Origin of the sequence: Streptomyces sp. NPDC091377 (genome assembly GCF_044757045.1) — a bacterium.
Taxonomy (GTDB): Bacteria; Actinomycetota; Actinomycetes; order Streptomycetales; family Streptomycetaceae; genus Streptomyces.
Genome location: NZ_JBIVUE010000001.1, coordinates 539,193 through 564,672 on the forward strand (window position 1 = coordinate 539,193; position 25,480 = coordinate 564,672).

Here is a 25,480-nt window from a genome sequence, read left to right on the forward strand (position 1 = left end):
CGGGCGCCGGATCGACGGGCCCGGGACCGGCCCGGGGCCCGGCCGGACGAAATCCGGCGTGAGGCACAATCACACCCATGACCACAGTCAACGACCGCATCTACCGCTCGCCCATGGCGCTGGTGGGCGGCACCCTGCTGCTCGCCCTCGCGGCCTGGCTCGGCATCGACGCGATCGTCAACGGCGCGGGCCGCACCCCCTGGACGGCCCTCGCGGTCCTGCTCCTGTCGGTGCCGGTCGTCGTCGCCTACACCCTGCGCCCGGCGGTGTACGCGGGCGAGGACCGGCTGCGGGTGCGCAACCCGCTGCGGGTGGTCGTGCTGCCCTGGGGCCAGGTCGCCTCGCTGCGGTCGGGGTACACCAACGAGGTCGTGGCGAAGTCCGGCGACCGGTACCAGCTCTGGGCGATCCCGGTCTCGCTGCGCGGCCGGAAGAAGGCCGCGCGCCGCGACGACCGGCGCAGGGCCGAGCAGGAGGCGGCGGCCAGCGGCAAGAAGGTGCGCGGCGGTCTCTTCGGCAGCGGCATGGGCAGCCTGGGCCACGAGGGCCCCGCGTCCACCCTGAACGACGGACCGGCCCGCGCCGAGGGCGACCGCATCATGGACGAACTGCGCCAGATCATGGAGGCCCGCGGACAGGCCGCGACGGCCCAGGGCGAGGTCACCGTGCGGTGGGCGTACGAGATCGTCGGCCCGGTGGCGGCCGGAGCGGTGCTCCTCGCGGTGCTGCTGGCACTCGGCTGACCCGGCCCGGCCGGGTTTCGGTCGGCGGGGCTGTCCCTTCCGGGGTTGGCCGGGCGAGGCCCTCGGGTGGCTGCGGAGTGGTGTCCGTGGGGTGGTTGGGCGGGGCCGGGGCCTGTTAGGGGGCTGGCCCCGGTGGGTCGGGCCGCGGTCGCCTGGGACGAGGACGTTCGCCCGCCCCGGACCCGGACGACCGCCTGTGCGCGCGGCACCTCGGGATGAGCCCTCCGGGCAACCTCGGGGAGCGGGGCAGCGGTCGGATCCCGGTCGTCGCCGACGGGTCCGGTGGGGTCGGGGTCGGGGTCGGCTGCTTGGCTGTTCGGGTGCCCGGCTGGCCCGGCTGCCCGGCTGTTTGCCCATGTGCCGGGCGGTGTCATGACGGCGAGGGGGCGGCCGGGTTCCGGCGGCTGTCGTCAGGTCCCGTCGGGTCGCGGACGGCGGTTGGGGCGCCCGGTCCCCTGTCTTGGGCAGCCGTGGGGCGAGGTGGAGGTCCCGATCGGTCGCGGGCGGTCGCGGGCAGTGGGATGGGGTGGGGTGGGGTGGGCGGATCGTGGCCGGCGACGGCAGACGCTGCTTGAATGCGGCCGGTCGCTGCCAGGATCGGACCACCCCTGCCAGCCTCGCGGTGGGGTGGGTGTGGGGGTGGGTCAGATTCCGGCGGCTGTCGACAGGTCCCGTTTGATCGCGGCCAGTCGTTCCGCCGCTCGCTCCCGTGCCTTCGGCAGGTCGGCGGGGGAGGGGACCGGTTCCACGACCTCCAGGTAGCACTTCAGCTTGGGCTCGGTGCCGCTGGGGCGGACGATGACCCGGGCGCCGTCGAGGGTGTAGCGCAGGCCGTCCGTGGGCGGCAGCGTCTCCGTGCCGCGGCTCAGGTCCTCGGCCCGGGTGACCGCCAGCCCGGCCAGTTCGGTCGGCGGGTGCTCGCGCAGCCGCCGCATCGCGTCGGTGATCAACGAGAGGTCCGCCACCCGCACCGACAACTGGTCGGTCGCGTGCAGCCCGTGCTCCACGGCGAGGTCGTCCAGCAGATCGAGCAGCGTACGGCCCTGCTCCTTCAGCTCCGACGCCAGTTCGGTGATGAGGAGCGCGGCCGTGATGCCGTCCTTGTCGCGGACGCCGTCGGGGTCGACGCAGTAGCCGAGGGCCTCCTCGTAGCCGTAGCGCAGTCCCTCGACCCGGGCGATCCACTTGAAGCCGGTGAGCGTCTCCTCGTACGGCAGGCCCGCCTTCTCGGCGATCCGGCCCAGCAGCGACGAGGAGACGATGGACTCCGCGAACGTGCCCCGCGCGCCGCGCCGGACGAGATGCGCGGCGAGCAGCGCGCCCACCTCGTCGCCGCGCAGCATCCGCCAGTCGGTGCCGTCGGGCACGGCCACCGCGCAGCGGTCGGCGTCCGGGTCGTTGGCGATCACCAGGTCCGGCGCGGTCGCGCGGGCGGTGGCGAAGGCCAGGTCCATCGCGCCGGGCTCCTCCGGGTTGGGGAACGCGACGGTGGGGAACGCCGGATCGGGGTCGGCCTGCTCGGCGACCAGCACCGGCTCGGGGAAGCCCGCCCGCGCGAACGCGGCGAGGAGGGTGTCCCGGCCGACGCCGTGCAGCGCGGTGTAGACGGTACGGGCCGTACGCGCGGAACCCGGGGCGAGCACCGCGTCCGTACGCGCGAGATACGCCTCCAGCACCGAGTCGTCCAGGATCTCCCAGCCGCCGTCCGGACGCGCTACGTCCGCCAGCGCGGCGATCGCGTCGATCTCGGCGGCGATCTCCGTGTCCGCCGGGGGCACGATCTGCGACCCGTCGCCGAGGTAGACCTTGTATCCGTTGTCGCGGGGCGGGTTGTGGCTGGCGGTGACCTCCACACCCGCGACCGCGCCGAGGTGCCGTATGGCGAACGCCAGTACGGGGGTGGGCAGCGGACGGGGCAGGACGGCCGCCCGCAGCCCCGCGCCGGTCATCACGGCGGCGGTGTCCCGGGCGAAGTCGGCGGACATGTACCGGGCGTCGTAGCCGATGACGACGAGTCCGCCGGAGCGGCCCCGCCCGGTCAGATACGCGGCGAGTCCGGCGGCGGCCCGGATGACCACCGCGCGGTTCATCCGCATCGGACCCGCGCCCAGTTCACCGCGCAGGCCCGCCGTGCCGAACTGGAGCGTGCCGGCGAACCGGTCGGCCAGCCCGGTGACGTCCCCGGTGTCGATCAGCCGGGCGAGTTCCGCCCGGGTCTGCGGGTCGGGGTCCTCGGCCAGCCATGCCTGGGCGCGTGCGAGGAGAGCGTCGTGCACGTTCGGTCAGCCTCTCTCGGTCGGACGTCCCGTCGGACATCCCGTCGGACTCCCGGGGCCGCGGTCGGCGTCCCCGTAGTGTCGCGTGTCGCGTATCGCGTGTCGCGTGTCTCGTGTCGCCCGGCGGTCAGAGCCGGCCGAGCACCTGGGTCAGCAGCGCGCCCATCCGGGCGGCGGAGTCGCGGCCGGCCTGGAGGACCTCCTCGTGGTTGAGGGGTTCCCCGGTCATCCCGGCGGCGAGGTTGGTGACCAGGGAGATGCCGAGCACCTCGGCACCGGCCTCACGGGCGGCGATGGCCTCCAGGACGGTGGACATGCCGACCAGGTCCGCGCCGATCGTCCGGGCCATCCGGATCTCGGCCGGGGTCTCGTAGTGCGGGCCGGGGAACTGCGCGTAGACGCCCTCTTCGAGGGTCGGGTCGATCTCCTTGCACAGGGCGCGCAGCCGCGGCGAGTAGAGGTCGGTGAGGTCGACGAAGTTGGCGCCGACGATGGGGGAGGTGGCGGTGAGGTTGATGTGGTCGCTGATCAGCACCGGCTGGCCGGGGCGCATGCCCTCGCGCAGACCGCCGCAGCCGTTGGTCAGGACGATGGTCTTGCAGCCGGCGGCGACCGCGGTGCGCACGCCGTGGGCGACGGAGGCGACCCCGCGTCCCTCGTAGTAGTGGGTGCGGCCCAGGAAGACCAGGGCGCGCTTGTCACCGACCGCGTAGGAGCGGATCTTGCCGCCGTGGCCCGCGACGGCGGCGGGCGGGAACCCCGGCACCTCGGTGACCTGGAACTCGGCGTCGGGGGTGCCCAGGGCGTCCACGGCCGGGGCCCAGCCGGAGCCCATCACGAGAGCGACGTCGTGGGACTCGGCGCCGGTCAGTTCCCGCAGCCGCGCGGCGGCGGCGTCGGCGGCGGCGTACGGGTCGCCCTGGAGGTCGTCCGGAAGAAGAGATGCGTTCACGCGCATGAGGGTAGCCGGTCATTGCCTACGCGCGTAGATGACGGACCTCACGGGATGCCGATCGTTGTGTTGTCGTTTCCGACGAGATGCCCGCCACAGCCGCCCGCCGGGTCAGCAGGGCCGCTTGCGCAGCTCCATCACATAGTCGTGCGGCGCGCCCGCCGATTCCGCCGCGTCGGCCAGTTCGCCCAGATAGCGGGCCGAGGGGAGACCGCCCTCGTAGGCGTTGAGGACGTACGTCCAGGCGGGCTCCTCGCCCTCCAGGGTGTGCACGCGGACCCGGACCCGGCGGTAGATGTCGAGGCCGACGCCCTCCCAGCGGTCCAGGGAGTCCTCGTCCATCGGGGCGACCTCGTACAGCGCCACGAAGACCTGGGCCAGCGGATCCTCCACGAGGGTGGCGAGAGCGCCCTCCCAGCCCAGCTGCTCGCCCCCGAAAGTGAGCCGCCAGCCGTTCAGCCATCCGGTGGCGCGCAGCGGCGAGTGCGGTGCACGACGGGACATCAGGCGCGCTTCGAGGTTGCCGGCATAGGCGGCATAGAGCGACATGCGTGAAGGGTACGGCAGCCGGAACGGCCGTCCCGCCCGTAACAGTGGTATCTCGGGTCGCCCCCGGGGCGCTGGCACGCCGGGGCGTGCGGGACAATGGGGCATGTGACTCGGATCGTGATCATCGGTGGCGGACCCGGCGGATACGAAGCGGCCCTCGTCGCCGCGCAGCTCGGCGCGGAGGTGACCGTCGTGGATTGCGACGGGCTGGGCGGGGCGTCGGTGCTCACCGACTGCGTCCCCTCCAAGACCCTCATCGCCACGGCGGAGGTGATGACCACCTTCGACTCCTCCTACGAGGAACTCGGCATCATCGTCGCGGACGACACTCCGCACATCGAGCAGGCCGCCCGGGTCGTGGGCGTGGACCTCGGCAAGGTCAACCGGCGGGTGAAGCGGCTGGCGCTCGCGCAGTCGCACGACATCACCGCCTCCGTGACGCGCGCCGGGGCGCGGGTCGTGCGGGGGCGTGGCCGGCTGGAGGGCATGCAGTCCCTCGACGGCTCCCGCAAGGTGGTGGTCCGCGCCGCCGACGGTACGGAGGAGACCCTCACCGCCGACGCCGTCCTCATCGCCACCGGCGGTCACCCCCGTGAGCTGCCCGACGCCCAGCCGGACGGCGAGCGCATCCTCAACTGGACCCAGGTCTACGACCTCACCGAGCTGCCCGAAGAGCTGATCGTGGTGGGCTCCGGTGTCACCGGCGCCGAGTTCGCGGGCGCCTACCAGGCCCTCGGCTCCGAGGTCACCCTGGTCTCCTCCCGCGACCGGGTGCTGCCCGGCGAGGACCCGGACGCCGCCGCGGTCCTGGAGGACGTGTTCCGTCGGCGGGGCATGAACGTGATGGCCCGTTCGCGCGCCGCGTCCGCCAAGCGGGTGGGCGACCGGGTCGAGGTGACCCTCGCCGACGGCCGGGTGATCAGTGGCTCGCACTGTCTGATGGCCGTCGGCGCCATCCCCAACTCCGCCGGGATGGGCCTGGAGGAGGCGGGCGTCAAGCTCCGCGAGTCCGGTCACATCTGGACCGACCGGGTGTCCAGGACCTCCGCGCCGGGGGTGTACGCGGCCGGCGATGTCACCGGTGTCTTCGCCCTCGCCTCGGTCGCCGCCATGCAGGGCCGGATCGCCATGTACCACTTCCTCGGCGACGCGGTGACCCCGCTCAACCTCAAGACCGTCTCCTCCAACGTCTTCACGGACCCGGAGATCGCCACCGTCGGCTACACCCAGGCCGATGTGGACGCGGGCGTCATCGAGGCCCGTGCGGTGAAGCTGCCGCTGCTGCGCAACCCGCGCGCCAAGATGCAGGGCATCCGCGACGGCTTCGTCAAGATCTTCTGCCGCCCCGGCACCGGGATCGTGGTCGGCGGTGTGGTGGTCGCGCCGCGCGCCTCCGAGCTGATCCACCCCATCTCCATCGCCGTGGACAACAACCTGACGGTCGAGCAGATCGCGAACGCGTTCACCGTGTATCCGTCCCTCTCCGGCTCGATCGCCGAAGTGGCCCGGCAATTGCACACCCGCAAGGAGACAGACGAGAACTGACGCCCTGCCGGGCCTCGCCACGGAACCCCGCCCGGGTGCCGGGGGACTCTGTGCGGGGCCTTGGCGGACTCGTACCGGGTCCGGTGGGCTCCGTACGGGGGTCCCGGCGGACTCCGTCCCGAGCCCCCCGAGCCCCCGCAGAGCGGTCCCGGCGGACTCCGTCCCGGGGTCCCCGAGCCCCCGCAGAGCCCCCCGGCCCGGGCCCCCCGAGCCCCCGCGGAGCCCCCCGGTAGTCCCCAATGGCCCCCGGCGCCCCCGAGGAGCCCGCGGCTCCTCCCCCAGAGGCCCCCCGTCATACCCCCCGTGGAACGGAAACGGCCCCTATACCACTTCCATTAGTCGCGTGCGAACAACTTCTGCTATTCGGCGCAAACTGCTGAAAGCAGACGGTCGTTGGGGTTACTGTCAGTTTCGTGTTCGCTGCAGAACGTCGTCAATTGATCCTCGAAATGGTGCGCGCCAACGGAGCCGTGTCGCTCCGTGAGCTCGCCCGCGTCGTCCAGACCTCCGAAGTGACCGTGCGGCGGGACGTACGCGCACTGGAGGCAGAAGGACTCCTCGACCGCCGGCACGGCGGTGCGGTCTTGCCGGGCGGGTTCACGCGGGAGTCCGGCTTTCCGCAGAAGTCTCATCTCGCGACCGCCGAGAAGACGGCCATCGCCGATCTCGCCGCGGGCTTCGTCGAAGAGGGCGAGGCCATCGTGGTCGGTGCGGGGACCACCACCCAGGAACTGGCCCGGCGGCTCGCCCGGGTCCCCGGACTCACCGTCGTCACCAACTCGCTGCTCGTCGCCCAGGCCCTCGCCCACGCCAACCGGGTCGAGGTCGTCATGACCGGCGGCACACTCCGGGGCTCCAACTACGCCCTCGTCGGCTCCGGGGCCGAACAGTCCCTCCAGGGACTCAGAGTCTCCCGCGCCTTCCTCTCCGGCAGTGGGCTGACCGCGGAACGCGGGCTGTCCACGTCCAACATGCTCTCCGCCTCCGTCGACCGGGCACTGGTGCAGGCCGCCGCCGAGGTGGTGGTCCTCGCCGACCACACCAAGCTCGGCACCGACACCATGTTCCAGACCGTGCCCACGGACCTCATCACCCGACTGGTCACCGACGAGCCCCCGGCTCACGACGACCGGGCCGCCACCGAGTTGCAGGCCCTGGCCGACCAGGGCGTCCAGATCGCCGTCGCCGGCACCCCGGGCGGCGCGTCGGGAAACGCGGGGGGTGACTCCGCGCCGCAGCGCCAGACCCGCCGCGACATGCGGGACGTCCCCCTGCCGGCACCTCGTCGGGGCGTACCCGGCAGCACCCCCCTGCGCGGCGCCGCCGTGCTGGGCGAACAGGGTCCGGGGGCCGAACGGGCCCGCGTGGCCGACCTGCGCCGACGCTGAAGGGGCCGGCCCGCAGAGGCCGACCCCTTCGCCGTACGACGCGACGTCAGTCCGACCTCAGTCCGACGTCAGCCCGATGTCAGCCCGATGTCAGTCCTTGATCTCGCAGATGGTCGCGCCGGAGGTGAGGGAGGCACCGACCTCGGCGGACAGGCCCTTGATGGTGCCGGACTTGTGGGCGTTGAGAGGCTGCTCCATCTTCATCGCCTCCAGGACGACGACCAGGTCGCCCTCCTTGACCTCCTGGCCCTCCTCGACCGCGATCTTCACGATCGTGCCCTGCATCGGGGAGGCGAGGGTGTCACCCGAGGCCGCCGGACCCGACTTACGGGCCGCGCGCCGCTTCGGCTTGGCCCCGGCCGCCAGCCCCGTCCGGGCCAGCGACATGCCGAGCGACGCCGGGAGGGAGACCTCCAGACGCTTGCCGCCGACCTCGACCACCACCGTCTCGCGGCCCGGCTCGTCCTCGGCCTCCGCGTCGGCGGTACCGGCGTAGGGCTTGATGTCGTTGACGAACTCGGTCTCGATCCAGCGGGTGTGGACCGTGAACGGCGCCGTCGAGCCGGTCAGCTCGGGCGCGAACGCCGGATCGGTGACGACCGCGCGATGGAAGGGGATCGCGGTCGCCATCCCCTCCACCTGGAACTCCGCCAGCGCCCGCGCCGCCCGCTGAAGGGCCTGCGCGCGTGTGGCGCCGGTGACGATCAGCTTGGCCAGCAGGGAGTCCCAGGCCGGGCCGATCACACTGCCCGACTCCACCCCCGCGTCCAGCCGCACACCCGGCCCCGAAGGACCGTCGAAACGGGTCACCGTGCCCGGCGCGGGCAGGAAGTTGCGGCCCGGGTCCTCGCCGTTGATCCGGAACTCGAAGGAATGACCCCGCAGCGGCGGGTCGTCGTAGCCGAGCGCCTCGCCGTCGGCGATCCGGAACATCTCCCGGACCAGGTCGATCCCGGCGACCTCCTCGGTGACCGGGTGCTCCACCTGGAGCCGGGTGTTGACCTCCAGGAAGGAGATCGTGCCGTCGTTGCCGACCAGGAACTCCACCGTGCCCGCGCCGACGTACCCGGCCTCCTTCAGGATCGCCTTCGACGCCGAGTACAGCTCGGCGACCTGCGCGTCCGACAGGAACGGGGCCGGGGCCTCCTCCACCAGCTTCTGGTGGCGGCGCTGGAGCGAGCAGTCACGGGTGGAGACGACGACCACATTGCCGTGGGTGTCCGCCAGGCACTGGGTCTCCACATGGCGCGGCTTGTCCAGGTAACGCTCCACGAAGCACTCGCCGCGCCCGAACGCCGCGACCGCCTCACGCACCGCCGAGTCGTACAGCTCCGGCACCTCTTCGAGGGTGCGGGCCACCTTCAGTCCGCGCCCGCCACCACCGAAGGCCGCCTTGATCGCGATGGGCAGGCCGTTCTCCTCGGCGAACGCCACGACCTCGTCCGCACCCGACACCGGGTCCGGGGTGCCCGCCACCAGGGGGGCGCCGGCGCGCTGCGCGATGTGCCGGGCGGCGACCTTGTCCCCCAGGTCCCGGATGGCCTGCGGCGGCGGGCCGATCCACACCAGTCCGGCGTCCAGCACGGCCTGCGCGAACTCGGCGTTCTCGGAGAGGAAGCCGTAGCCGGGGTGGACGGCGTCGGCGCCGGACTCGCGAGCGGCGTTCAGGACCTTCTCGAAGTCCAGGTAGCTGGTGGCGGGGGTGTCACCGCCCAGGGCGAACGCCTCGTCCGCGGCGCGGACATGGAGCGCGTCCCGGTCCGGGTCCGCGTAGACGGCCACGCTGGCGATCCCCGCGTCCCGGCAGGCTCGGGCAACGCGGACAGCGATTTCGCCACGGTTGGCGATGAGCACCTTGCGCACGATTGAGGCTCCCTCCTTGAAACAAGCCGAGTTTAGGGACAGCCGACACGGCTCTACGACCCGTCCCCAATGGTGAGCTTGCCCACACGGAGCGTGATGCGAGGCTCGCTCCACCCGCGAAAGCCCTTGTCGCACCGCGGTACGTCGGGACCCTCCGTAGAACCCTAGCCCTCCGCTGTGGCCAAGGTCTCTGTCATCACGTGCTGCGGCCCACTCCGTTTCTTTGTGGAGTCCCTACTAATGGCCCAATGATTCTTTGCCCTCCGTAGAAGCCTTGTCCTTGGGTTTACCCGTTAGTAGCCTGCGTGCGGTCTCGAACATACCTGGGGTAACGGCAGCTTTGGTCGAGGGACGCTCGAAGGGCGGTGGGGCCGGTGACACGCAGGCCGGTGGCGTGGATCGTGGCGGTGGTGCTGTTCGGCGAGGCGCTCGGCGTCGCCGCGCTCCACTGGTTCCTCGGGGTGGTCGTGGACCGCCGGCGGATATCCCTCGGCGGACTCGACCCGGACCTGATGTCCGTCTCCTCGAAGACCGGCGGGATCGTCCTCGGCCTCTACTTCGCCCTCTGCGCCCTGATCGTCCTGCGGGTCGCGCTGCGCGACCGGGCACCCACCGGTCCCGCCAGGATCGTGCTCATCGGCGCGGCCGTGGTGCACGCGCTGCTCGGCGCGGTCACCTGGGGGCTGGTGGGCCCGGGCGCGTTCCTCTTCATGGTGCTGGTCCTCGGGCTGATCGTCCTGCTGCTGACGACGGACGACGCCCGGCCGGTCAGCTCCCCGCCGGCGCCCACAACTCCGTGATCCCCACGCCCAGTTCGGCGAGCAGCCGGCGGACCAGGGGCAGGCTGAGGCCGATCACATTGCCGTGATCGCCGTCGATCCCGTCGATGAACGGCCCCGAACGGCCGTCGAGGGTGAACGCCCCGGCGACATGGAGGGGCTCGCCGGAGGCGACGTACGCGGCGATCTCGTCGTCCGAGGGCTCACCGAAACGGACCACCGTGGAGGCCGTCGCCGAGGCGTACCGGCCGCTGAGGGTGTCGTAGACGCAGTGCCCCGTCTGGAGGGTGCCGGCCCGGCCGCGCATCGCCTTCCAGCGGGCCGTGGCCTCCTCGGCGTCGGCGGGCTTGCCGAGCGCCTCGCCGTCCAGGTCGAGCACCGAGTCGCAGCCGATCACCAGCGCGCCCCCGGCCTCCGGGCGGGCGGCCACGACGGACGCCTTCGCCTCGGCCAGTGCCAGCGCGAGGTCGGCGGGGGTGGGGGCGCTGACGGCGTCCTCGTCCACCCCGCTGACGATCACCTCCGGCGCGAATCCCGCCTGCCGCAGCAGGCCGAGACGCGCCTTGGACTGGGAGGCGAGGACCAGACGGCGGGGGTGAGAGGTCATGCGATCAGCGTACGCGGTTCAGCGCAGGCCGATGACGATCATCGCGAGGACCATGGCCAGCGCCATGAGGACACTGAGACGCCGGAGCATCTCCTGGGTCTCGCGGAGTTCTTCGGGGGGTTTGTTCTCGGGGTCGGACCACAGCATGGCACCAGCGTGCGGCCGGGGCGGGGTGCGGCGCCTGAGTACGCGTACTCAAGTCGAACCTCCCGTTCCTCTCCGGAGCGGGGGGTTCGACGTCGTACGACGCGCACCGGTGACAGGCCCTAGCTCGGCCAGTACGTACGGGTCCAGGTCGCCGGGCCCGGGTGGGGGACACGGTGGGACGCGATCCGGGACGGGTCGGACCAGGAGTCCCTCGGGGCCGCGGGACCCGGAGGGGGCGTCGCCGCGGCCACCGCCCGGGCGCGGACGACCGCCAGGGCCGCGGCCAGTTCCTCCGGGGTGGGGTTGCCCCGTACGACCTTGATCGACATCATGGCGGGCTCCTGGGGCTAGAGGGGGATGTTGCCGTGCTTCTTCGGAGGCAGGGATTCCCGTTTCGTACGGAGCTGACGCAGACCGCGCACGACCTGGGCCCGGGTGTCGGACGGCATGACCACCGCGTCGATGTAACCCCGCTCGGCCGCGATGTACGGGTTGAGGAGGGCGTCCTCGTACTCCCGCATCAGCCGGGCACGGGCCGCCTCCGGGTCCTCGGACTCGGCGATGGCCCGCCGGTGCAGGATGTTGACCGCGCCCTGCGCGCCCATGACCGCGATCTGCGCGGTGGGCCAGGCCAGATTGAGATCCGCCCCCAGATGCTTGGAGCCCATGACGTCGTAGGCGCCGCCGAACGCCTTGCGGGTGATGACGGTGATCAGCGGGACGGTCGCCTCGGCGTACGCGTAGATCAGCTTGGCGCCGCGCCGGATGATGCCATCGTGCTCCTGGTCCACACCGGGCAGGAAGCCGGGGACGTCCACGAAGGTCAGCACCGGGACGTTGAACGCGTCGCAGGTGCGGACGAACCGGGCCGCCTTCTCACTGGCCGCGATGTCCAGACAGCCCGCGAACTGCATCGGCTGGTTGGCGACGACGCCCACCGGCCGGCCCTCGACCCGGCCGAAGCCGGTCAGGATGTTCGGCGCGAACAGCGGCTGCGTCTCGAAGAACTCGGCGTCGTCCAGGACATGCTCGATGACCGTGTGCATGTCGTACGGCTGGTTCGCGCTGTCCGGGACGAGCGTGTCCAGCTCACGGTCCTCGTCGCTGCGGGCGAGGTCCGCCTCCTCGGGGAAGACGGGCGGCTCGCTGAGATTGTTGGACGGCAGGTACGACAGCAACTGCTTGACGTACTCGAACGCGTCCTTCTCGTCCCCGGCCATGTGATGGGCCACACCGGAGGCGGAATTGTGGGTGCGGGCGCCGCCCAGCTCCTCGAAGCCGACGTCCTCGCCGGTCACCGTCCTGATGACATCGGGGCCGGTGATGAACATGTGCGAGGTCTGGTCGACCATGACCGTGAAGTCGGTGATGGCGGGCGAGTAGACCGCACCGCCCGCGCACGGGCCGACGACCAGGCTGATCTGCGGAATCACCCCACTGGCGTGGGTGTTGCGGCGGAAGATCTCGCCGTACGCGCCGAGCGAGGCCACGCCCTCCTGGATCCGGGCACCGCCCGAGTCGTTGATGCCGATGACCGGGCAGCCCGTCTTCAGCGCGAAGTCCATCACCTTGACGATCTTCTGGCCGTAGACCTCGCCGAGCGCGCCGCCGAAGACCGTGAAGTCCTGGGAGAACACCGCGACCGGCCGACCGTCGACCGTGCCGTACCCGGTCACCACGCCGTCCCCGTACGGGCGGTTGCCCTCCAGGCCGAAGTTGGTCGAGCGATGCCGGGCGAACTCGTCCAGCTCGACGAACGAGTCCTCGTCCAGCAGCAGCGCGATCCGCTCACGGGCCGTCAGCTTGCCCTTGGCATGCTGCTTCTCCACGGCCCGCTCCGAACCGGCGTGCGTCGCTTCCTGGACGCGCCGCTGGAGATCCGCGAGCTTCCCCGCGGTGGTGTGCATGTCGATCTCTTCCGGCTCGGACATCGGGATACGGCTCCCTGCCTGCTCAAAAGGGGGGACTGTTACTCATCCGTAGAGTAGTGCTGGCCCCCACGATCGGCAGTGCGGCGTTTCCCACACCGGGAGTGCCTTGCGCTTCACACCGGCGTCACCGGTTCCACTGGCTTTACTGGTTCCACCGGCTTTACCGGTTCCACAGGCTCCACCGGTTCCACTGGTTCCATCGGCCTCACCGGTTCCACAGGCTCCACCGGCGTCACCGGTTCCACCGGCTTTACTGGTTCCACCGGCGTCACCGGTTCCGTTCCACCGGCGACCTGCCCCGGCCGCGCCCGGGACACGACCTAGGGTGGCCCGCATGACGCCTCCCGACGCCCCCGAGCCGAACGGCAGCCGCTGGTCCGATCTCGACCGGCCGCCCCTCAACCCGACGGCCCTGCGCCGTGCGCTGCTGCGGGAGGGCGGGCTGTGGACCGAGCTGGAGGTCGTGCAGCGCACCGGCTCCACCAACTCCGACCTGCTCGCCCGGGTCGTGGGCGGCAAGGCGGGGGAGGGCACGGTGCTGGTCGCCGAGGAGCAGACCGCCGCCCGGGGCCGCCTGGACCGCCGATGGACGGCGCCGCCCCGCTCCGGGCTGTTCTTCTCGGCGGTGCTCAAGCCGGCCGGTGTCCCGGTCGGACGCTGGGGCTGGCTGCCGCTGCTCACCGGGGTCGCGGTGGCGACCGGACTGTCCCGGGCGGCCGGCGTCGACACGGCACTCAAGTGGCCCAACGACCTCCTCGTGACCATCGGCGGCGAGGAACGCAAGGCCGGCGGGATCCTCGCCGAGCGCGCCGGGGACGACGCCGTCGTCATCGGCGTGGGCATCAACGTCACCCTCCGGGAGAAGGAACTTCCGGTGCCCACGGCCGGCTCCCTGACCCTCGCCGGAGCCGCGGGCACCGACCGCGACCCCCTGCTGCGGGCCGTGCTGCGCGCACTGGAGGACTGGTACGGCCGCTGGCGCGCGGCCGACGGCGACCCGCTGGCCAGCGGCCTCCAGGAGACCTACGCGGCCGGCTGCGCCACCCTCGGCCGGACCGTCCGCGCCGAGCTTCCCGGCGACCGGTCGATCACCGGGGAGGCCGTGGCCATCGACGGCCACGGCCGGCTCGTCCTGGCCACCCCCGAGGGGGTGCAGGAGCCCGTGGGCGCGGGGGACATCGTCCATCTGCGCCCGGCGTGAGAGGCGCCCCCGGTCGTCGGCGGGCGCCGCAACCTCCGGCTTTCCTCACGGAGTGAGCTGGCCCACAGCTGCCGTAAAGTTGTGGCCGGTCGATCCTGACCACGGCAGATCGGAAGGGCAGCAGGCGTGACCGTCGACGACACGGGCTCCGGCATGGGTGACCCAGCGCCCGACGGCACCGACCCCACCGACCCCGGGGACGACCCGCTGGCGCTCCGGCTGGAGCAGCTCATCCTGGGCGCGGAGCGGCGCTACACCCCGTTCCAGGCCGCCCGCAGCGCCGGAGTCTCCATGGAACTGGCCTCGCGCTTCTGGCGGGCCATGGGCTTCGCCGACATAGGGCAGGCGAAGGCGCTCACCGAGGCCGACGTGCTGGCCCTGCGGCGGCTCGCGGGTCTGGTCGAGGCGGGGCTGCTCAGCGAGGCCATGGCGGTGCAGGTGGCCCGCTCCACCGGGCAGACCACCGCCCGGCTGGCCGAATGGCAGATCGATTCCTTCCTGGAGGGCCTGACCGAGCCGCCCGAGCCCGGCATGACCCGGACCGAGGTCACCTATCCGCTGGTCGAGCTGCTCCTGCCCGAGCTGGAGGAGTTCATCGTCTACGTCTGGCGGCGGCAGCTCGCCGCCGCCACCGGCCGGGTCGTCCAGGCCGCCGACGACGAGGAGATGGTCGACCGCCGGCTCGCCGTCGGCTTCGCCGACCTGGTCGGCTTCACCCGCCTCACCCGCCGTCTGGAGGAGGAGGAACTCGGCGAGCTGGTCGAGGCGTTCGAGACGACGGCCGCCGATCTGGTCGCCGCCCACGGGGGCCGGCTCATCAAGACCCTCGGCGACGAGGTGCTCTACGCCGCCGACGACGCGAGTGTCGCCGCGGAGATCGCGCTGCGGCTGATCGAGACCATGTCGGGCGACGACACCATGCCCGAGCTGCGCGTCGGGATCGCCTTCGGCACGGTGACGACCCGGATGGGCGATGTCTTCGGTACGACCGTGAACCTCGCCTCCCGGCTGACCTCGATAGCTCCCCGGGACGCCGTCCTGGTGGACAGCGCCTTCGCCGAGGAACTGGTCCGCTCCGGCGAGGCCCCCGCCTCCGAGGCCGAGGCCGCCGAACGGGCGGTGGCGGCGGAGAAGGAGGGCGACGAGCCCCCCGGCTACCGGTTCGCCCTCCAGCCGATGTGGCAGCGCCCGGTACGTGGCCTGGGCGTGGTCGAACCCTGGCTCCTGACCCGGCGCGACGGCGAACGCCCGTAGTCCGTGGTCCGTGACCCGTAGTCCGTGGCCTGTGGTCCGTGGTCCGTGGTCCGTGGCCTTCAGCCGATGCCGACGCAGAGGTGGATGACCGGCAGACAGAGCCCGGGGTCCTTCTCCGGCTCCTGCTGAGCGGGCGGCGGCGGGGCGGTGGTCGTGCCCGGGGTGGGGGACGCGGGTGGCGAGGGAGGCGGGGGAGGCGCCGGGGGTGTCGTGGCATCGACGGGCTCCCGGGTGCCGGGTGCGGCGCCGGGCGGGCGGGTGGCGCCGCCGACGCCGGTGGCGGCTCGCGACCGCGTGGTGCCCGGGTCCGGTACGGGGGTCTCCGCGTCCGGAACCGGGGCGCCGGGGGTCGTCCCCTCGGGCACCGAGTCCGTGGCGGGGCTGTCCCCGGCTCCGCCGTCCGCCTCGGCCGGAAGCGTCGCGGCGGCGTGCGTGGACCGGTCCGAACTCCTGGTGGGGGCCGCGGGCCACGCCCCCGCCTCCGCCGCACCGGGCCGTCCGGCCGCGTCGGGCTCCGGCGTCAGCCGTACGAAGCTCAGCACGCCGAGGATCAGCACGAAGCCGCCGACCATCACCAGGATCTTGCGGGACCGCCGACGCCGGTGACGCCCGGTGGCCCGCGGGTCCCAGCACCCGAAGGGGGCGGTGTCTCCTAGGGCGGTGCCTATGGCGGTCGAGGTGGGGGTGCGGGTGCCGCCGATCGGGGGCGTCTTCGGCTCCGTCCCCGGATCTGCGGACGCGCGTAGGCCCGTACGCATGCGGGCGGCGGCGCCCTCCGAGCACCGGCCCGCGCTCGGCGGCTCCGCGCTCGGCGGCTCCGCGCTCGGCGGCTCCGCGTGAGGCGTCGGCCCCGTGCCCGTGTTCGCGGCCGTGTCCGCGCGTTCGTTCGTGCTTGCCTGGTTCATGGTCCCCTCCCCGATGCGCGCCCCCGGCCCGCCGTGGCGGTGGGCACGTTAGGCGGCGGTGCGGGGGTGTGGGCGGGAGTCGGGCGGGATATCACTCGAACGGGGTGTCGGGGGGCGCGGTCGGGGTGCGGGCGGGCCTTTCGCGGGCGGGGTTCGGCTGGGATGATCGGGCGCGTTGTGTTAACCCGCGTTAACTGGAGGCGGTCATGGGCGGCGACGAGCGGTTCGGGGAGTTCGTGCTGGTGCGGCGGCATGAGGGCGGACATGTGGCCGAGCTGGTGATGGACCGGCCCGCGGCCATGAACGCGGTGTCGAGCGAGATGGCGCGGTCCCTCGCGGGGGCGTGCGCGGCGCTGGCCGCCGACCGGGACGTACGGGCGGTGGTGCTGACCTCGACGCATGAGCGGGCGTTCTGCGTGGGGGCGGACCTGAAGGAGCGGAACTCGTTCACCGACGCCGATCTGCTGCGGCAACGGCCGGTGTCGCGCGGGGCGTACTCGGGAGTGCTGGAGCTGCCGGTGCCGGCGGTGGCGGCGGTGCACGGGTACGCGCTGGGCGGCGGTTTCGAACTGGCGCTGTCGTGCGACGTGATCGTGGCGGACGGTACGGCGGTGGTGGGGCTGCCCGAGGTGTCGGTCGGGGTGATCCCGGGCGGCGGGGGCACCCAGTTGCTGCCCCGGCGGGTGGGCGCGGCGCGCGCGGCCGAGCTGATCTTCACGGCGCGCAGGGTGGCGGCGCCGGAGGCACGGGCGCTGGGGCTGATCGACGTACTCGCCGAGGACGGGCGCGATCGGGAGGAGGCGCTGGAACTGGCCGCGCGGATCGCCGCGAACTCCCCGGTGGGGCTGCGCGCCGCCAAGCGGGCCCTGCGGCTCGGCCACGGACTGGACATGAAGACCGGTCTGGAGGTGGAGGACGCGGCCTGGCGGGCGGTGGCGTTCTCGGGGGACCGGGTGGAGGGGGTGGCGGCCTTCGCGGAGAAGCGGAAGCCGGACTGGCCGGGCGAGTGAGGGGGCCTGCGAATGGAGGGGCCTGCGAGTGAAGGGGGCTGCGGGCGAACGGGTCGGGGGGCGAACGAGCGGGCCGGGCGAGTGAACGGGCGGGTGGGGTTCGAACGGGTAAGTGAACGGCCACTCCTCACTCTCCGTGTCCGCTCGACCTCTCAGTTCCCCGCGAACTCCCTAACCTGGAGTGATGGCAGAGGACATCCGGCTGGCCGGAGTGGTCGCGCTGGCGCAGGGAATGGCTGCCGCCGGGACCCCCGGGGAGTCGTGGCGGGCCGCGGCGCAGGGGGCGTGCCGGGCGCTCGGCGGGAGCTTCGCCGCGCTCTCGGCGTGGGAGCGGGAGCGTGGGCGGCTGCGGGTGCTGGTGAACGTGGGGGACCTCGAACCGGACGAGAAGGAGTTCCCGGACGACGAGGCGTACCCGGTGCACGAGTTCCCGGAGATCACCGAGTTCCTGCATGAGCGGTGGGCCGGGGGCGGCGGGCCCAACGCCTGGGTCGAGACCGCCGAGGGACCCTGGGCCGGGCGCCCCGGCTATCTCCATCAGCGGGTCGCCGCGCTGCGCCGCCGCGGCCGGGGCTGCTGTGTCGTCGCGCCCCTCGTGCTGCACGGGCGGGCCTGGGGTGAGCTGTATGTGGCGCGGCGCGCGGGTGAGCCCGTCTTCGACGGGGACGACGCCGATTTCGCGACCGTACTCGCCGCCGTCGTGGCCGCGGGGCTCGCGCAGATCGAGCGGCTCGAAGAGGCCCGCAGGCTGGCGTTCACCGACTCCCTCACGGGGCTCGCCAACCGCCGCTGTGTGGACATGCGCCTGGACGAGGCCGTGGAGCGGCACCGTGTCGACGGGGCCGTCGTCAGTCTCGTCGTCTGCGATGTGAACGGGCTGAAGCGGGTCAACGACACCCTCGGGCACGCCGTGGGCGACCGGCTCCTCGAACGGTTCGGGTCGGTGCTGTCGCTGTGCGGCGCGATGCTGCCCGGCGCGCTCGTCGCCCGGCTCGGCGGGGACGAGTTCTGTCTCCTCGCGGTCGGGCCCCCGGCCGACGAGGTCGTCAAGGTCGCCGACGAACTGTGCCGCCGGGCCGCGGAACTGGAACTGGGGGAGGGGGTGGCCTGCGGGGTCGCCTCCACCCAGGACGCCATCGGTCCGGTCCGGTCCGCGCGGCGGCTCTTCCGGCTCGCGGACGCCGCCCAGTACCGGGCCAAGGCGTCGCGGGCGGGCCGGCCGGTCGTCGCGGGCCGGGAGGGGCCGGACGATCCGGTCGTACGGCTGGCCGACGCGCCCGCCGGGCGTCCCTCCGCCGAACGCCGCCGCTTCCGGGGTCGACATGAGCCACCGCCGCGTAAGGGGTGAACCCGGCTCCCACTGGTGACATCTTCGAATTCACTGCGTACGCTCCTGAATATGGATATGCACACTGTGGTGGTGGGGACGTCGGGCACGACCGCGTCCGACGTACTCGCCGTGGCGCGCGGCGGCGCCCGGGTCACGCTCTCCGACGAGGCGGTGGCGGCCCTCGCCGCGGCCCGCGAGATCGTGGACGCCCTCGCGGCCAAGCCCGAGCCCGTCTACGGGGTCTCCACCGGCTTCGGCGCCCTGGCCACCCGGCACATCGGCCACGAACTCCGCGCCCAGTTGCAGCGCAACATCGTCCGCTCGCACGCCGCGGGCATGGGGCCGAGGGTGGAGCGGGAAGTCGTACGGGCGCTGATGTTCCTGCGGCTGAAGACCCTGTGCTCCGGGCACACCGGTGTCCGCCCCGAGGTCGCCCGGACCATGGCGGACCTGCTCAACGCCGGTATCACCCCGGTCGTCCACGAGTACGGCTCGCTCGGCTGCTCCGGCGATCTCGCCCCGCTGTCCCACTGCGCCCTGGCCCTGATGGGGGAGGGCGAGGCCGAGGGCCCCGACGGCACCGTACGCCCCGCCGCCGACCTTCTCGCGGCGCACGGCATCCAGCCCGTCGAACTGCGGGAGAAGGAGGGCCTCGCCCTGCTCAACGGCACCGACGGCATGCTCGGCATGCTGCTGATGGCCCTCGCCGACCTCGACGCCCTCTACACGTCGGCCGACATCACCGCCGCCCTCTCCCTGGAGGCCCTGCTCGGCACCGACAAGGTCCTCGCCCCCGAACTGCACGCCATCCGCCCCCACCCCGGCCAGGCCGCCAGCGCCGCCAACATGCTCGCGGTGCTCGCGGGTTCGGGGCTGACCGGGCATCACCAGGACGACGCGCCCCGGGTCCAGGACGCCTACTCGGTGCGCTGCGCCCCGCAGGTCGCGGGCGCCGGCCGGGACACCCTCGCCCACGCCCGGCTGGTCGCCGAGCGCGAACTCGCCGCCGCCGTCGACAACCCCGTCGTCCTCCCGGACGGGCGCGTGGAGTCCAACGGCAACTTCCACGGCGCCCCGGTGGGCTACGTCCTCGACTTCCTGGCCGTCGCCGTGGCCGATCTCGCCTCCATCGCCGAGCGCCGCACCGACCGGCTGCTCGACAAGAACCGCAGCCACGGGCTGCCGCCGTTCCTCGCGGACGACCCCGGGGTGGACTCCGGACTGATGATCGCCCAGTACACGCAGGCCGCGCTGGTCAGCGAGTTGAAGCGGCTCGCCGTACCGGCGTCGGCGGACTCGATCCCGTCCTCCGCGATGCAGGAGGACCATGTCTCCATGGGCTGGTCCGCGGCCCGCAAGCTGCGGACCGCCGTGGACCATCTGACCCGGGTCCTGGCGATCGAGCTGTACGCCGCCATCCGCGCCGTCGAACTGCGCGCCGGGCTGACCCCGGCCCCCGCCACCCGGGCCGTCATCGCCGCCGCCCGCGCCGCCGGGGTACGGGGCCCAGGCCCCGACCGCTTCCTCGCCCCCGACCTCGAAGCCGCGGACGCGTTCGTGCGGGGCGGCGGTCTGATCGCCGCGGTGGAGCCGGTCACCGGGCCGCTGAGATCGGGCCGCTGAGATCGGGCCGCTGAGATCGACCGCTGAGATCGACCGATGAGATCAGGCCGCTGAGATCGGGCCGCTGAAATGAGATCCGCCGCCGTACGACAGCACGACTGTCGTACGGCGGCGGAATCGGTCGCGCGTGCCTCAGAGGGCCTACTTCAGCTTGCCGACCTGTGCCTCGATCACGGCTGCGGGGATCTCGGCCGCCTTGCCGGAGCTGAGGGCGGCGAAGTCGATGGTGTAGAAGGTGGCGACGGTGTTGCCCTTGCGGACCACCTCGGTCCGGAAGGTGGCGGTGCCCTCGCCGTCGGCGTCGACCTCCTCGTCGAAGGCCACGGACTCGTCACCCTGGCCGGAAGCCTTGACCTCGCTGACCTTGGTGACCCGGCTCGTCTCACCCTCCGCGGTCATCGAGAAGCCGCCCGAGCAGTCCTTCACCCCGTCGCTGACGGCCTTCATGGCCTTCTCCGCGCCGTCGCCCTCGTAGGACGAGAGGCCCACGAAGGTCACGGCCACGCGCATGGCGTCCTCAAGGCTGCCCTCGGTCAGCTCCGCCGGGTCCGTCGGGACGTCCGTCGGCGGCTCTTGGGTGACCGTGTTGCTGACGCTCGCGTCCGTGTCGCCCGGCGCGAGGGCGCCGTTGGTGTACACCAGCGGGGCACACTCGGACTTGTCGGTCTCGACCTCGTCCTTGGACTTCGGGAGGGTGTCGTCACCCGACTCCATCTTGTAGCCCTTGAGGTCCCCCGCCGCCAGCAGCAGCTTGTCCAGGTCGGCGGTGCTCAGCGCCTTGGCCGAGGAGCCGGACCCCGAACCCTTGGAGTCTCCGGAGTCCTTGGACCCCTCGTCCGAACAGCCCGTGATGAGGGCCAGCGACAGTGCGCCCACGGCGGCCGTGGCGCTCAGCCGCGCCCTCGATGTTCTCTTCATGGGCCGGACTATGAACAGTTGGTCAAGGGCGCGTCAAGCCGAGTTATATAAGGCCCCTTAGAACCCAAGCCGCTCTCTACGTACCGAATACACGACGAATCCGGCACCCAGCGTCAGGAAGAGCGTGCCGCCGACGACATACGGCGTGCTGTCGAAACTGCCGGTGTCGGCCAGTTCCACGCCCCCGCCCGACAGGTCCGACGCGATACCGTCGGTCGTCGTGGAGGCGGCTCTGGCCTGCAAGGTCTGGGTCGTGGAGGGAGTGAGGTCCCTGGTCGGCCCGTCCCCGGTCGCGTTCGCGGAGGGGACGAACCACAGGGCCCCCAGCAGGGCTCCCGCGGCGGTGGCGGTCAGCAGCGGACGGCGGGCGGATGACACGGAATATCGATCCCCTTGCGGTGCTGGCGAATTGGCCGTGTGGGGCGATGTTAGTGAAAGGCGCGGGTCACGGGAAAGTCACACGGGCCGCTGGCCTTACGCTCCCCGCATGAGCGCACCAGAGACATCACGATTTGTACGACTTCGAGTCGACCTCGTCCTGGAGGTCGAGGAGGCGTCCGCCGTCACCGGCGCCGCCCTGGCCAGGCTGGCGGGGGACGCCGAGCTTCCGGCGGCCGAGCGGTCGCACGCCGAGGCCACTGTGAGCGAGGACACAGCGGAGGCCATCGCCTACCTCGTGGACCCGTTCGACCTGGTCGGCGAGGTGCCCGGGGTCGAACTCCACCAGGCGTCGTGGAGCAGCGAGCTGATCGCGTACGACCCGGACGCGCCGGAATGGGCCGGCGAGGACGACGACGAGGCCGATGAGCCCTACGAGAGGTACGCGGACTACGCGGAGGCCGACGACGGGGACGACGACGGCGACGACGGGGAGCGCGAGGACGCGTACGACGCGTACGTCGAGGACGACGAGGACGACGAGGACGGTGCTGTCCACGACTCCGACCTGTACGGCGCGGACGGGGACGGGGACGAGGACGAGGGGCGCGGCGAGGGCGCCGGGGCGGGTGCCGGTGCGCCGGTCAGGGCGGCCCGCGGATAGCGGCACGGCGCCCCGCGGCCGGGGACGCGGCCGGATACCTGGCCTGATGGGCGGCGACCGGATACCCGGCCCGGTCGGCGGTGGCCGGATGCCTGGCCCTATGAGGGGCGGGTGGGTCCGTCCGCGAACCCGGGGGGCGTCCAGCCCCGGAAATTGTCCAGCCCCGGACGGAACCACCGTCCGGGGTTTCTTCGTCTCATGGGGCACCCGGACCGATCTGCGCCGCCCGTGTACGCGTGTCGCGCGGACGTGGTGTGGCCCACACCTTCGAGGCGTGTGGAACGGGTCCCACCGGTCGTAGCGTTGAAGTCGGTTGACGGGGAAACTCGGGGTTCTGGGGAATCGGCAGCGATGGAGAAGCGTGTGATGACGTACAGCAAGCGGCGCCGGGGCCTGACGGTCGCGTCCGCTCTGCTCGGCGGTGTTCTGGTGCTCTCGGCGTGTTCGGGCGGCGGTGACGACAACGCGTCCGGCGACGGCGGCAAGGACTCCTCGCAGGCGAAGGTCGACGAGGCGGCGGCCAAGAAGACCTCCGAGGCCCAGATCAAGATCACGCCCAAGGACGGTTCGGCCAACGCCTCCATCAACAACTCCGCCGTCACCGTGAGCAAGGGCACGCTCACGGAGGTCATCCTGACGACCGCGGAGGGCGCGGCGGTCAAGGGCGAGATATCCGCGGACAAGACGAGCTGGAAGCCCGGCGCCCAGCTCGAACGCTCCACCGGCTACAAGATCCGGGTGACGGCCGAGGACTCCGAGGGCCGCGCGGCCCACGAGAACGCCTCGTTCACCACGGTCTCCCCGGACAACAGCTTCATCGGCAGCTTCACGCCCGAGGACGGCTCCAAGGTCGGCGTGGGCATGCCGGTCTCGATCAACTTCGACAAGGCGATCAGCAACAAGGCCGAGGTCCAGAAGGGCATCACGGTCAGCACGACCGGCGGCCAGGAGGTCGCCTGCCACTGGTTCAACGACAACCGCATGGACTGCCGCCCCGACGACTACTGGAAGGAGAACTCCACCGTCACGCTGAAGCTGGAACTCGACGGTGTCGAGGGTGCCGACGGGGTCTTCGGCGTCCAGCAGAAGACGGTCTCCTTCACGATCGGCCGCAACCAGGTCTCGTACGTCGACGCCAAGTCCAAGCAGATGAAGGTCACCCAGGACGGCAAGACCGTCAAGACCATCCCGATCTCGGCGGGCGCCCCCGAGACCAAGACCTACGAGGGTCAGATGGTGATCTCCGAGAAGTTCAAGGAGACCCGGATGAACGGCGCGACGGTCGGCTTCACCGACGACGACGGCAAGGGCGAGTACGACATCAAGGACGTGCCGCACGCCATGCGGCTGTCGACCTCCGGCACCTTCATCCACGGCAACTACTGGGGCGCGAAGTCCATCTTCGGCAGCGTGAACACCAGCCACGGCTGTGTGGGCCTGTCGGACACCAAGGGCGCCAACGACTCCGGAACGCCGGGCGCCTGGTTCTACGACAGTTCGATGATCGGCGATGTCGTGGTGGTCCAGAACACCGGTGACAAGACCATCGCCCCGGACAACGGCCTCAACGGCTGGAACATGGACTGGGCGCAGTGGAAGGCGGGTTCGGCGATCTGACGCCGGATCACCTGAACGCCGTGGCCGTGGCCGTATCACTTGGCCATAGCCGTATCGCTTGGCCGTAGCCGTATCGCTTGGCCGTAGCCGTATCGCTTGGCCGTAGCCGTACCGAGTGCCGCTCCCGTCCCCGGGGGCGGCACTCGTCTTTTCGGTCACCCGCGGCGCCACCTGCGGCGCTTCTCATTGTCCTTTTATCCCGGCCTTATGCCGCCATCACGTGGCGTCCCTAGGTTGCGGCACATGTTCTTCACCTATCTGAGGCGCGAACTGCGCCGCCGCCGGAAGGCGGCCCTCGTCGTCGCCTCCGGGCTGGCGCTGGGTATCGCGCTGGTCATCGTGGTCAACTCCGTGTCGTCCGGCATGGGGAAGGCCCAGGACACGGTGCTCGAATCGCTCTACGGGCTCGGCACCGACATGACGGTCACCAAGGCTGCCGAAGAGAACGCGGACGGCGCCGGGGAGCGACCGCGTTTCCGGTTCGACGCCCAGGAGGGCGACGCCGAGGAGGAGCAGAGCAGCGACCGTGTGCTGGTGCAGGGCATGCAGACGCTCGCCGATTCGACCGTGGGCGAGGTCGGCGGCCAGAAGGGCGTCTCGGACGCCGTCGGCGGGCTGAGCCTTCAGGTCATCAAGGTCAGCGGGGAGTTCACCCCGGGCGAGTTCCAGCAGGAGGAGGGCGGTCGGGAGGCCGCGCCGGGCGGCGAGGGCCCGCAGGGCCGGGTCGAGGGCGGCGGCGCCGACTTCGACGTCAACAGCTACTCCGTCTACGGCACCGATGTCACCCAGCCCGACCTCGGCCCGCTCACCACGTCGGAGATCACCAGCGGGCGTTCCTTCGAGACCTCGGAGACCGACGCCAAGGTGATGGTCGCCGATTCGGCGTACGCGAAGGAGAAGGACCTCAAGGTCGGCTCCGACGTCACCGTCAAGGACGTGGAGTACGAGGTCGTGGGCATCGCCACGGCCGACAGCGGGGACGCGGCGGCGGATCTCTACATCCCGCTGGAGCAGGCTCAGACGCTCGGTGACGTCAAGGGCAAGGTCACCACGATCTACGTCCAGGCGACCGACTCCCAGCAGATCGACTCCGTGAAGTCGGCGATCCAGAAGAACGTCCCCGACACCACCGTGACGACCTCCGCGGATCTCGCCGACACCGTCTCGGGCTCGCTGTCCACGGCCGCCGACCTGGCGACCAAGGTCGGCAAGTGGCTGTCCATCGCGGTGCTGATCGCGGCGTTCCTGGTGGCCGGGCTGCTGACGTCGTCCGCGGTGTCGCGGCGGGTGCGGGAGTTCGGCACCCTCAAGGCGCTGGGCTGGAAGTCGGGCCGGGTGACCCGGCAGGTGGTCGGCGAGGCCGTCGTCAACGGACTGGTCGGCGGTGCGCTGGGCATCGCGGTCGGAGTGGCGGGCGCGTACCTCGTCACCGCGATCAGCCCCACGCTCCAGGCCCAGTTGGGCGCCGGTGGGGGCGCCGCCCCGGCCGGCGGACCCGGTGGCGGTCCCGGAGGCGGTGGCGGTGGCGTGATGATCGGCGGCCCCGGCCAGGACGCCGCCCGCACCCTCGATGTCGCCCTCACCGCACCGGTGTCCGTCACCACGATCGCCCTGGCGGTGGGTCTCGCGATCGCGGGCGGCCTGATAGCAGGCGCCTTCGGAGGCTGGCGAGCCAGCCGCCTACGCCCAGCAGACGCCCTACGCCGAGTCGAATAACCAACCCCCTAAACGGGCCCCTAAAGGGACGCGGGCATCCCGACGACCGCCCACGACAACCCCCTAAAGGGGCGCGGGGAACTG

23 protein-coding genes are annotated in these 25,480 nt (G+C 72.1%); 12 read left to right on the top strand and 11 right to left on the bottom strand.

Translation table 11 applies throughout. The features are described from left to right. Nucleotides 1–77 precede the first annotated feature (77 nt). Nucleotides 78–743 (top strand): PH domain-containing protein, encoded by a 666-nt coding sequence (locus ACIQNG_RS02475; RefSeq protein WP_401482309.1) that lies wholly within the window; start codon nucleotides 78–80, stop codon nucleotides 741–743. A gap of 644 nt (nucleotides 744–1,387) precedes the next feature. Here ACIQNG_RS02475 and ACIQNG_RS02480 read toward each other — a convergent pair. From ACIQNG_RS02480 to ACIQNG_RS02490, 3 genes are all read right to left on the bottom strand, one after another. Continuing rightward, a complete protein-coding gene (locus ACIQNG_RS02480; protein ID WP_401437287.1) occupies nucleotides 1,388–3,019 on the bottom strand; it encodes a phospho-sugar mutase in 1,632 nt (543 codons plus the stop codon). A gap of 127 nt (nucleotides 3,020–3,146) precedes the next feature. Continuing rightward, nucleotides 3,147–3,971 carry a purine-nucleoside phosphorylase gene (locus tag ACIQNG_RS02485; RefSeq protein WP_401437284.1) on the bottom strand — a complete coding sequence of 275 codons (825 nt, stop codon included), beginning with the start codon at nucleotides 3,969–3,971 and terminating at the stop codon, nucleotides 3,147–3,149. A 111-nt stretch (nucleotides 3,972–4,082) separates the two neighbouring features. Beyond that, on the bottom strand, nucleotides 4,083–4,520 hold the full coding sequence (locus ACIQNG_RS02490) for a gamma-glutamylcyclotransferase (RefSeq protein WP_401437282.1): 438 nt from the start codon (nucleotides 4,518–4,520) through the stop codon (nucleotides 4,083–4,085). Between the two features lie 96 nt (nucleotides 4,521–4,616). On the opposite strand from ACIQNG_RS02490, the gene ACIQNG_RS02495 reads away from it, so the two are divergent. Both ACIQNG_RS02495 and ACIQNG_RS02500 read left to right on the top strand, forming a co-directional pair. Beyond that, nucleotides 4,617–6,065, top strand: coding sequence for an NAD(P)H-quinone dehydrogenase (locus ACIQNG_RS02495; protein WP_401482310.1), 1,449 nt, complete (start codon nucleotides 4,617–4,619; stop codon nucleotides 6,063–6,065). 413 nt (nucleotides 6,066–6,478) lie between these two features. Continuing rightward, nucleotides 6,479–7,453, top strand: coding sequence for a DeoR/GlpR family DNA-binding transcription regulator (locus ACIQNG_RS02500; RefSeq protein WP_401429479.1), 975 nt, complete (start codon nucleotides 6,479–6,481; stop codon nucleotides 7,451–7,453). Nucleotides 7,454–7,543: 90 nt separating this feature from the next. Here the strand turns inward: ACIQNG_RS02500 and ACIQNG_RS02505 are convergent, their stop codons facing one another. After that, entirely contained in the window at nucleotides 7,544–9,316 is a 1,773-nt protein-coding gene (locus tag ACIQNG_RS02505; protein WP_401482311.1) for an acetyl/propionyl/methylcrotonyl-CoA carboxylase subunit alpha, read from the bottom strand. A 365-nt stretch (nucleotides 9,317–9,681) separates the two neighbouring features. Here ACIQNG_RS02505 and ACIQNG_RS02510 point away from each other — a divergent pair, with 365 nt between their 5' ends. Next, nucleotides 9,682–10,116, top strand: coding sequence for a hypothetical protein (locus tag ACIQNG_RS02510; protein ID WP_401482312.1), 435 nt, complete (start codon nucleotides 9,682–9,684; stop codon nucleotides 10,114–10,116). Here the strand turns inward: ACIQNG_RS02510 and ACIQNG_RS02515 are convergent. The 4 genes from ACIQNG_RS02515 to ACIQNG_RS02530 all read right to left on the bottom strand — a co-directional run bounded on the left by ACIQNG_RS02515 (nucleotide 10,085) and on the right by ACIQNG_RS02530 (nucleotide 12,780). After that, on the bottom strand, nucleotides 10,085–10,702 hold the full coding sequence (locus ACIQNG_RS02515; protein ID WP_401482313.1) for a Maf family protein: 618 nt from the start codon (nucleotides 10,700–10,702) through the stop codon (nucleotides 10,085–10,087). The genes ACIQNG_RS02510 and ACIQNG_RS02515 overlap by 32 nt on opposite strands. A gap of 18 nt (nucleotides 10,703–10,720) precedes the next feature. After that, entirely contained in the window at nucleotides 10,721–10,849 is a 129-nt protein-coding gene (mmpB, locus tag ACIQNG_RS02520; RefSeq protein ID WP_401429490.1) for a morphogenic membrane protein MmpB, read from the bottom strand. A 119-nt stretch (nucleotides 10,850–10,968) separates the two neighbouring features. Then, nucleotides 10,969–11,178: an acyl-CoA carboxylase epsilon subunit gene (locus tag ACIQNG_RS02525; protein ID WP_401430068.1), complete on the bottom strand. Its 210-nt coding sequence runs from the start codon at nucleotides 11,176–11,178 to the stop codon at nucleotides 10,969–10,971. A gap of 18 nt (nucleotides 11,179–11,196) precedes the next feature. Next, a complete protein-coding gene (locus tag ACIQNG_RS02530; protein WP_401482314.1) occupies nucleotides 11,197–12,780 on the bottom strand; it encodes an acyl-CoA carboxylase subunit beta in 1,584 nt (527 codons plus the stop codon). 334 nt (nucleotides 12,781–13,114) lie between these two features. Between ACIQNG_RS02530 and ACIQNG_RS02535 the strand changes: the two genes are divergently transcribed. Next, nucleotides 13,115–13,981 carry a biotin--[acetyl-CoA-carboxylase] ligase gene (locus tag ACIQNG_RS02535; RefSeq protein WP_401429495.1) on the top strand — a complete coding sequence of 289 codons (867 nt, stop codon included), beginning with the start codon at nucleotides 13,115–13,117 and terminating at the stop codon, nucleotides 13,979–13,981. Between the two features lie 126 nt (nucleotides 13,982–14,107). After that, nucleotides 14,108–15,235, top strand: a complete 1,128-nt coding sequence (locus ACIQNG_RS02540; protein WP_401429497.1) for an adenylate/guanylate cyclase domain-containing protein — start codon at nucleotides 14,108–14,110, stop codon at nucleotides 15,233–15,235. Between the two features lie 59 nt (nucleotides 15,236–15,294). On the opposite strand, the gene ACIQNG_RS02545 is transcribed toward ACIQNG_RS02540, so the two are convergent. Then, a complete protein-coding gene (locus tag ACIQNG_RS02545) occupies nucleotides 15,295–16,140 on the bottom strand; it encodes a hypothetical protein (RefSeq protein WP_401482315.1) in 846 nt (281 codons plus the stop codon). A gap of 206 nt (nucleotides 16,141–16,346) precedes the next feature. On the opposite strand from ACIQNG_RS02545, the gene ACIQNG_RS02550 reads away from it, so the two are divergent. From ACIQNG_RS02550 to hutH, 3 genes are all read left to right on the top strand, one after another. Next, complete coding sequence (locus ACIQNG_RS02550) at nucleotides 16,347–17,150, top strand: enoyl-CoA hydratase/isomerase family protein (RefSeq protein WP_401482316.1); 804 nt, start codon at nucleotides 16,347–16,349, stop codon at nucleotides 17,148–17,150. 184 nt (nucleotides 17,151–17,334) lie between these two features. Continuing rightward, nucleotides 17,335–18,498, top strand: a complete 1,164-nt coding sequence (locus tag ACIQNG_RS02555; protein ID WP_401482317.1) for a diguanylate cyclase domain-containing protein — start codon at nucleotides 17,335–17,337, stop codon at nucleotides 18,496–18,498. Between the two features lie 57 nt (nucleotides 18,499–18,555). Continuing rightward, a complete protein-coding gene (gene hutH / locus ACIQNG_RS02560) occupies nucleotides 18,556–20,103 on the top strand; it encodes a histidine ammonia-lyase (protein WP_401482515.1) in 1,548 nt (515 codons plus the stop codon). 141 nt (nucleotides 20,104–20,244) lie between these two features. Here hutH and ACIQNG_RS02565 read toward each other — a convergent pair whose 3' ends face one another. Together ACIQNG_RS02565 and ACIQNG_RS02570 are read right to left on the bottom strand one after the other, a co-directional pair. After that, the gene (locus ACIQNG_RS02565; RefSeq protein ID WP_401429505.1) at nucleotides 20,245–21,021 is read right to left on the bottom strand and encodes a hypothetical protein; all 777 of its coding nucleotides are present in this window, start codon (nucleotides 21,019–21,021) and stop codon (nucleotides 20,245–20,247) included. Nucleotides 21,022–21,078: 57 nt separating this feature from the next. Beyond that, the gene (locus ACIQNG_RS02570) at nucleotides 21,079–21,399 is read right to left on the bottom strand and encodes a hypothetical protein (protein ID WP_401429507.1); all 321 of its coding nucleotides are present in this window, start codon (nucleotides 21,397–21,399) and stop codon (nucleotides 21,079–21,081) included. Nucleotides 21,400–21,508: 109 nt separating this feature from the next. On the opposite strand from ACIQNG_RS02570, the gene ACIQNG_RS02575 reads away from it, so the two are divergent. From ACIQNG_RS02575 to ACIQNG_RS02585, 3 genes are all read left to right on the top strand, one after another. Continuing rightward, nucleotides 21,509–22,063 (top strand): hypothetical protein, encoded by a 555-nt coding sequence (locus ACIQNG_RS02575; RefSeq protein WP_401482318.1) that lies wholly within the window; start codon nucleotides 21,509–21,511, stop codon nucleotides 22,061–22,063. Nucleotides 22,064–22,429: 366 nt separating this feature from the next. Beyond that, the gene (locus ACIQNG_RS02580) at nucleotides 22,430–23,680 is read left to right on the top strand and encodes an Ig-like domain-containing protein (RefSeq protein ID WP_401482319.1); all 1,251 of its coding nucleotides are present in this window, start codon (nucleotides 22,430–22,432) and stop codon (nucleotides 23,678–23,680) included. 243 nt (nucleotides 23,681–23,923) lie between these two features. Next, entirely contained in the window at nucleotides 23,924–25,396 is a 1,473-nt protein-coding gene (locus tag ACIQNG_RS02585) for an ABC transporter permease (protein ID WP_401482320.1), read from the top strand. Nucleotides 25,397–25,480 lie beyond the last annotated feature (84 nt).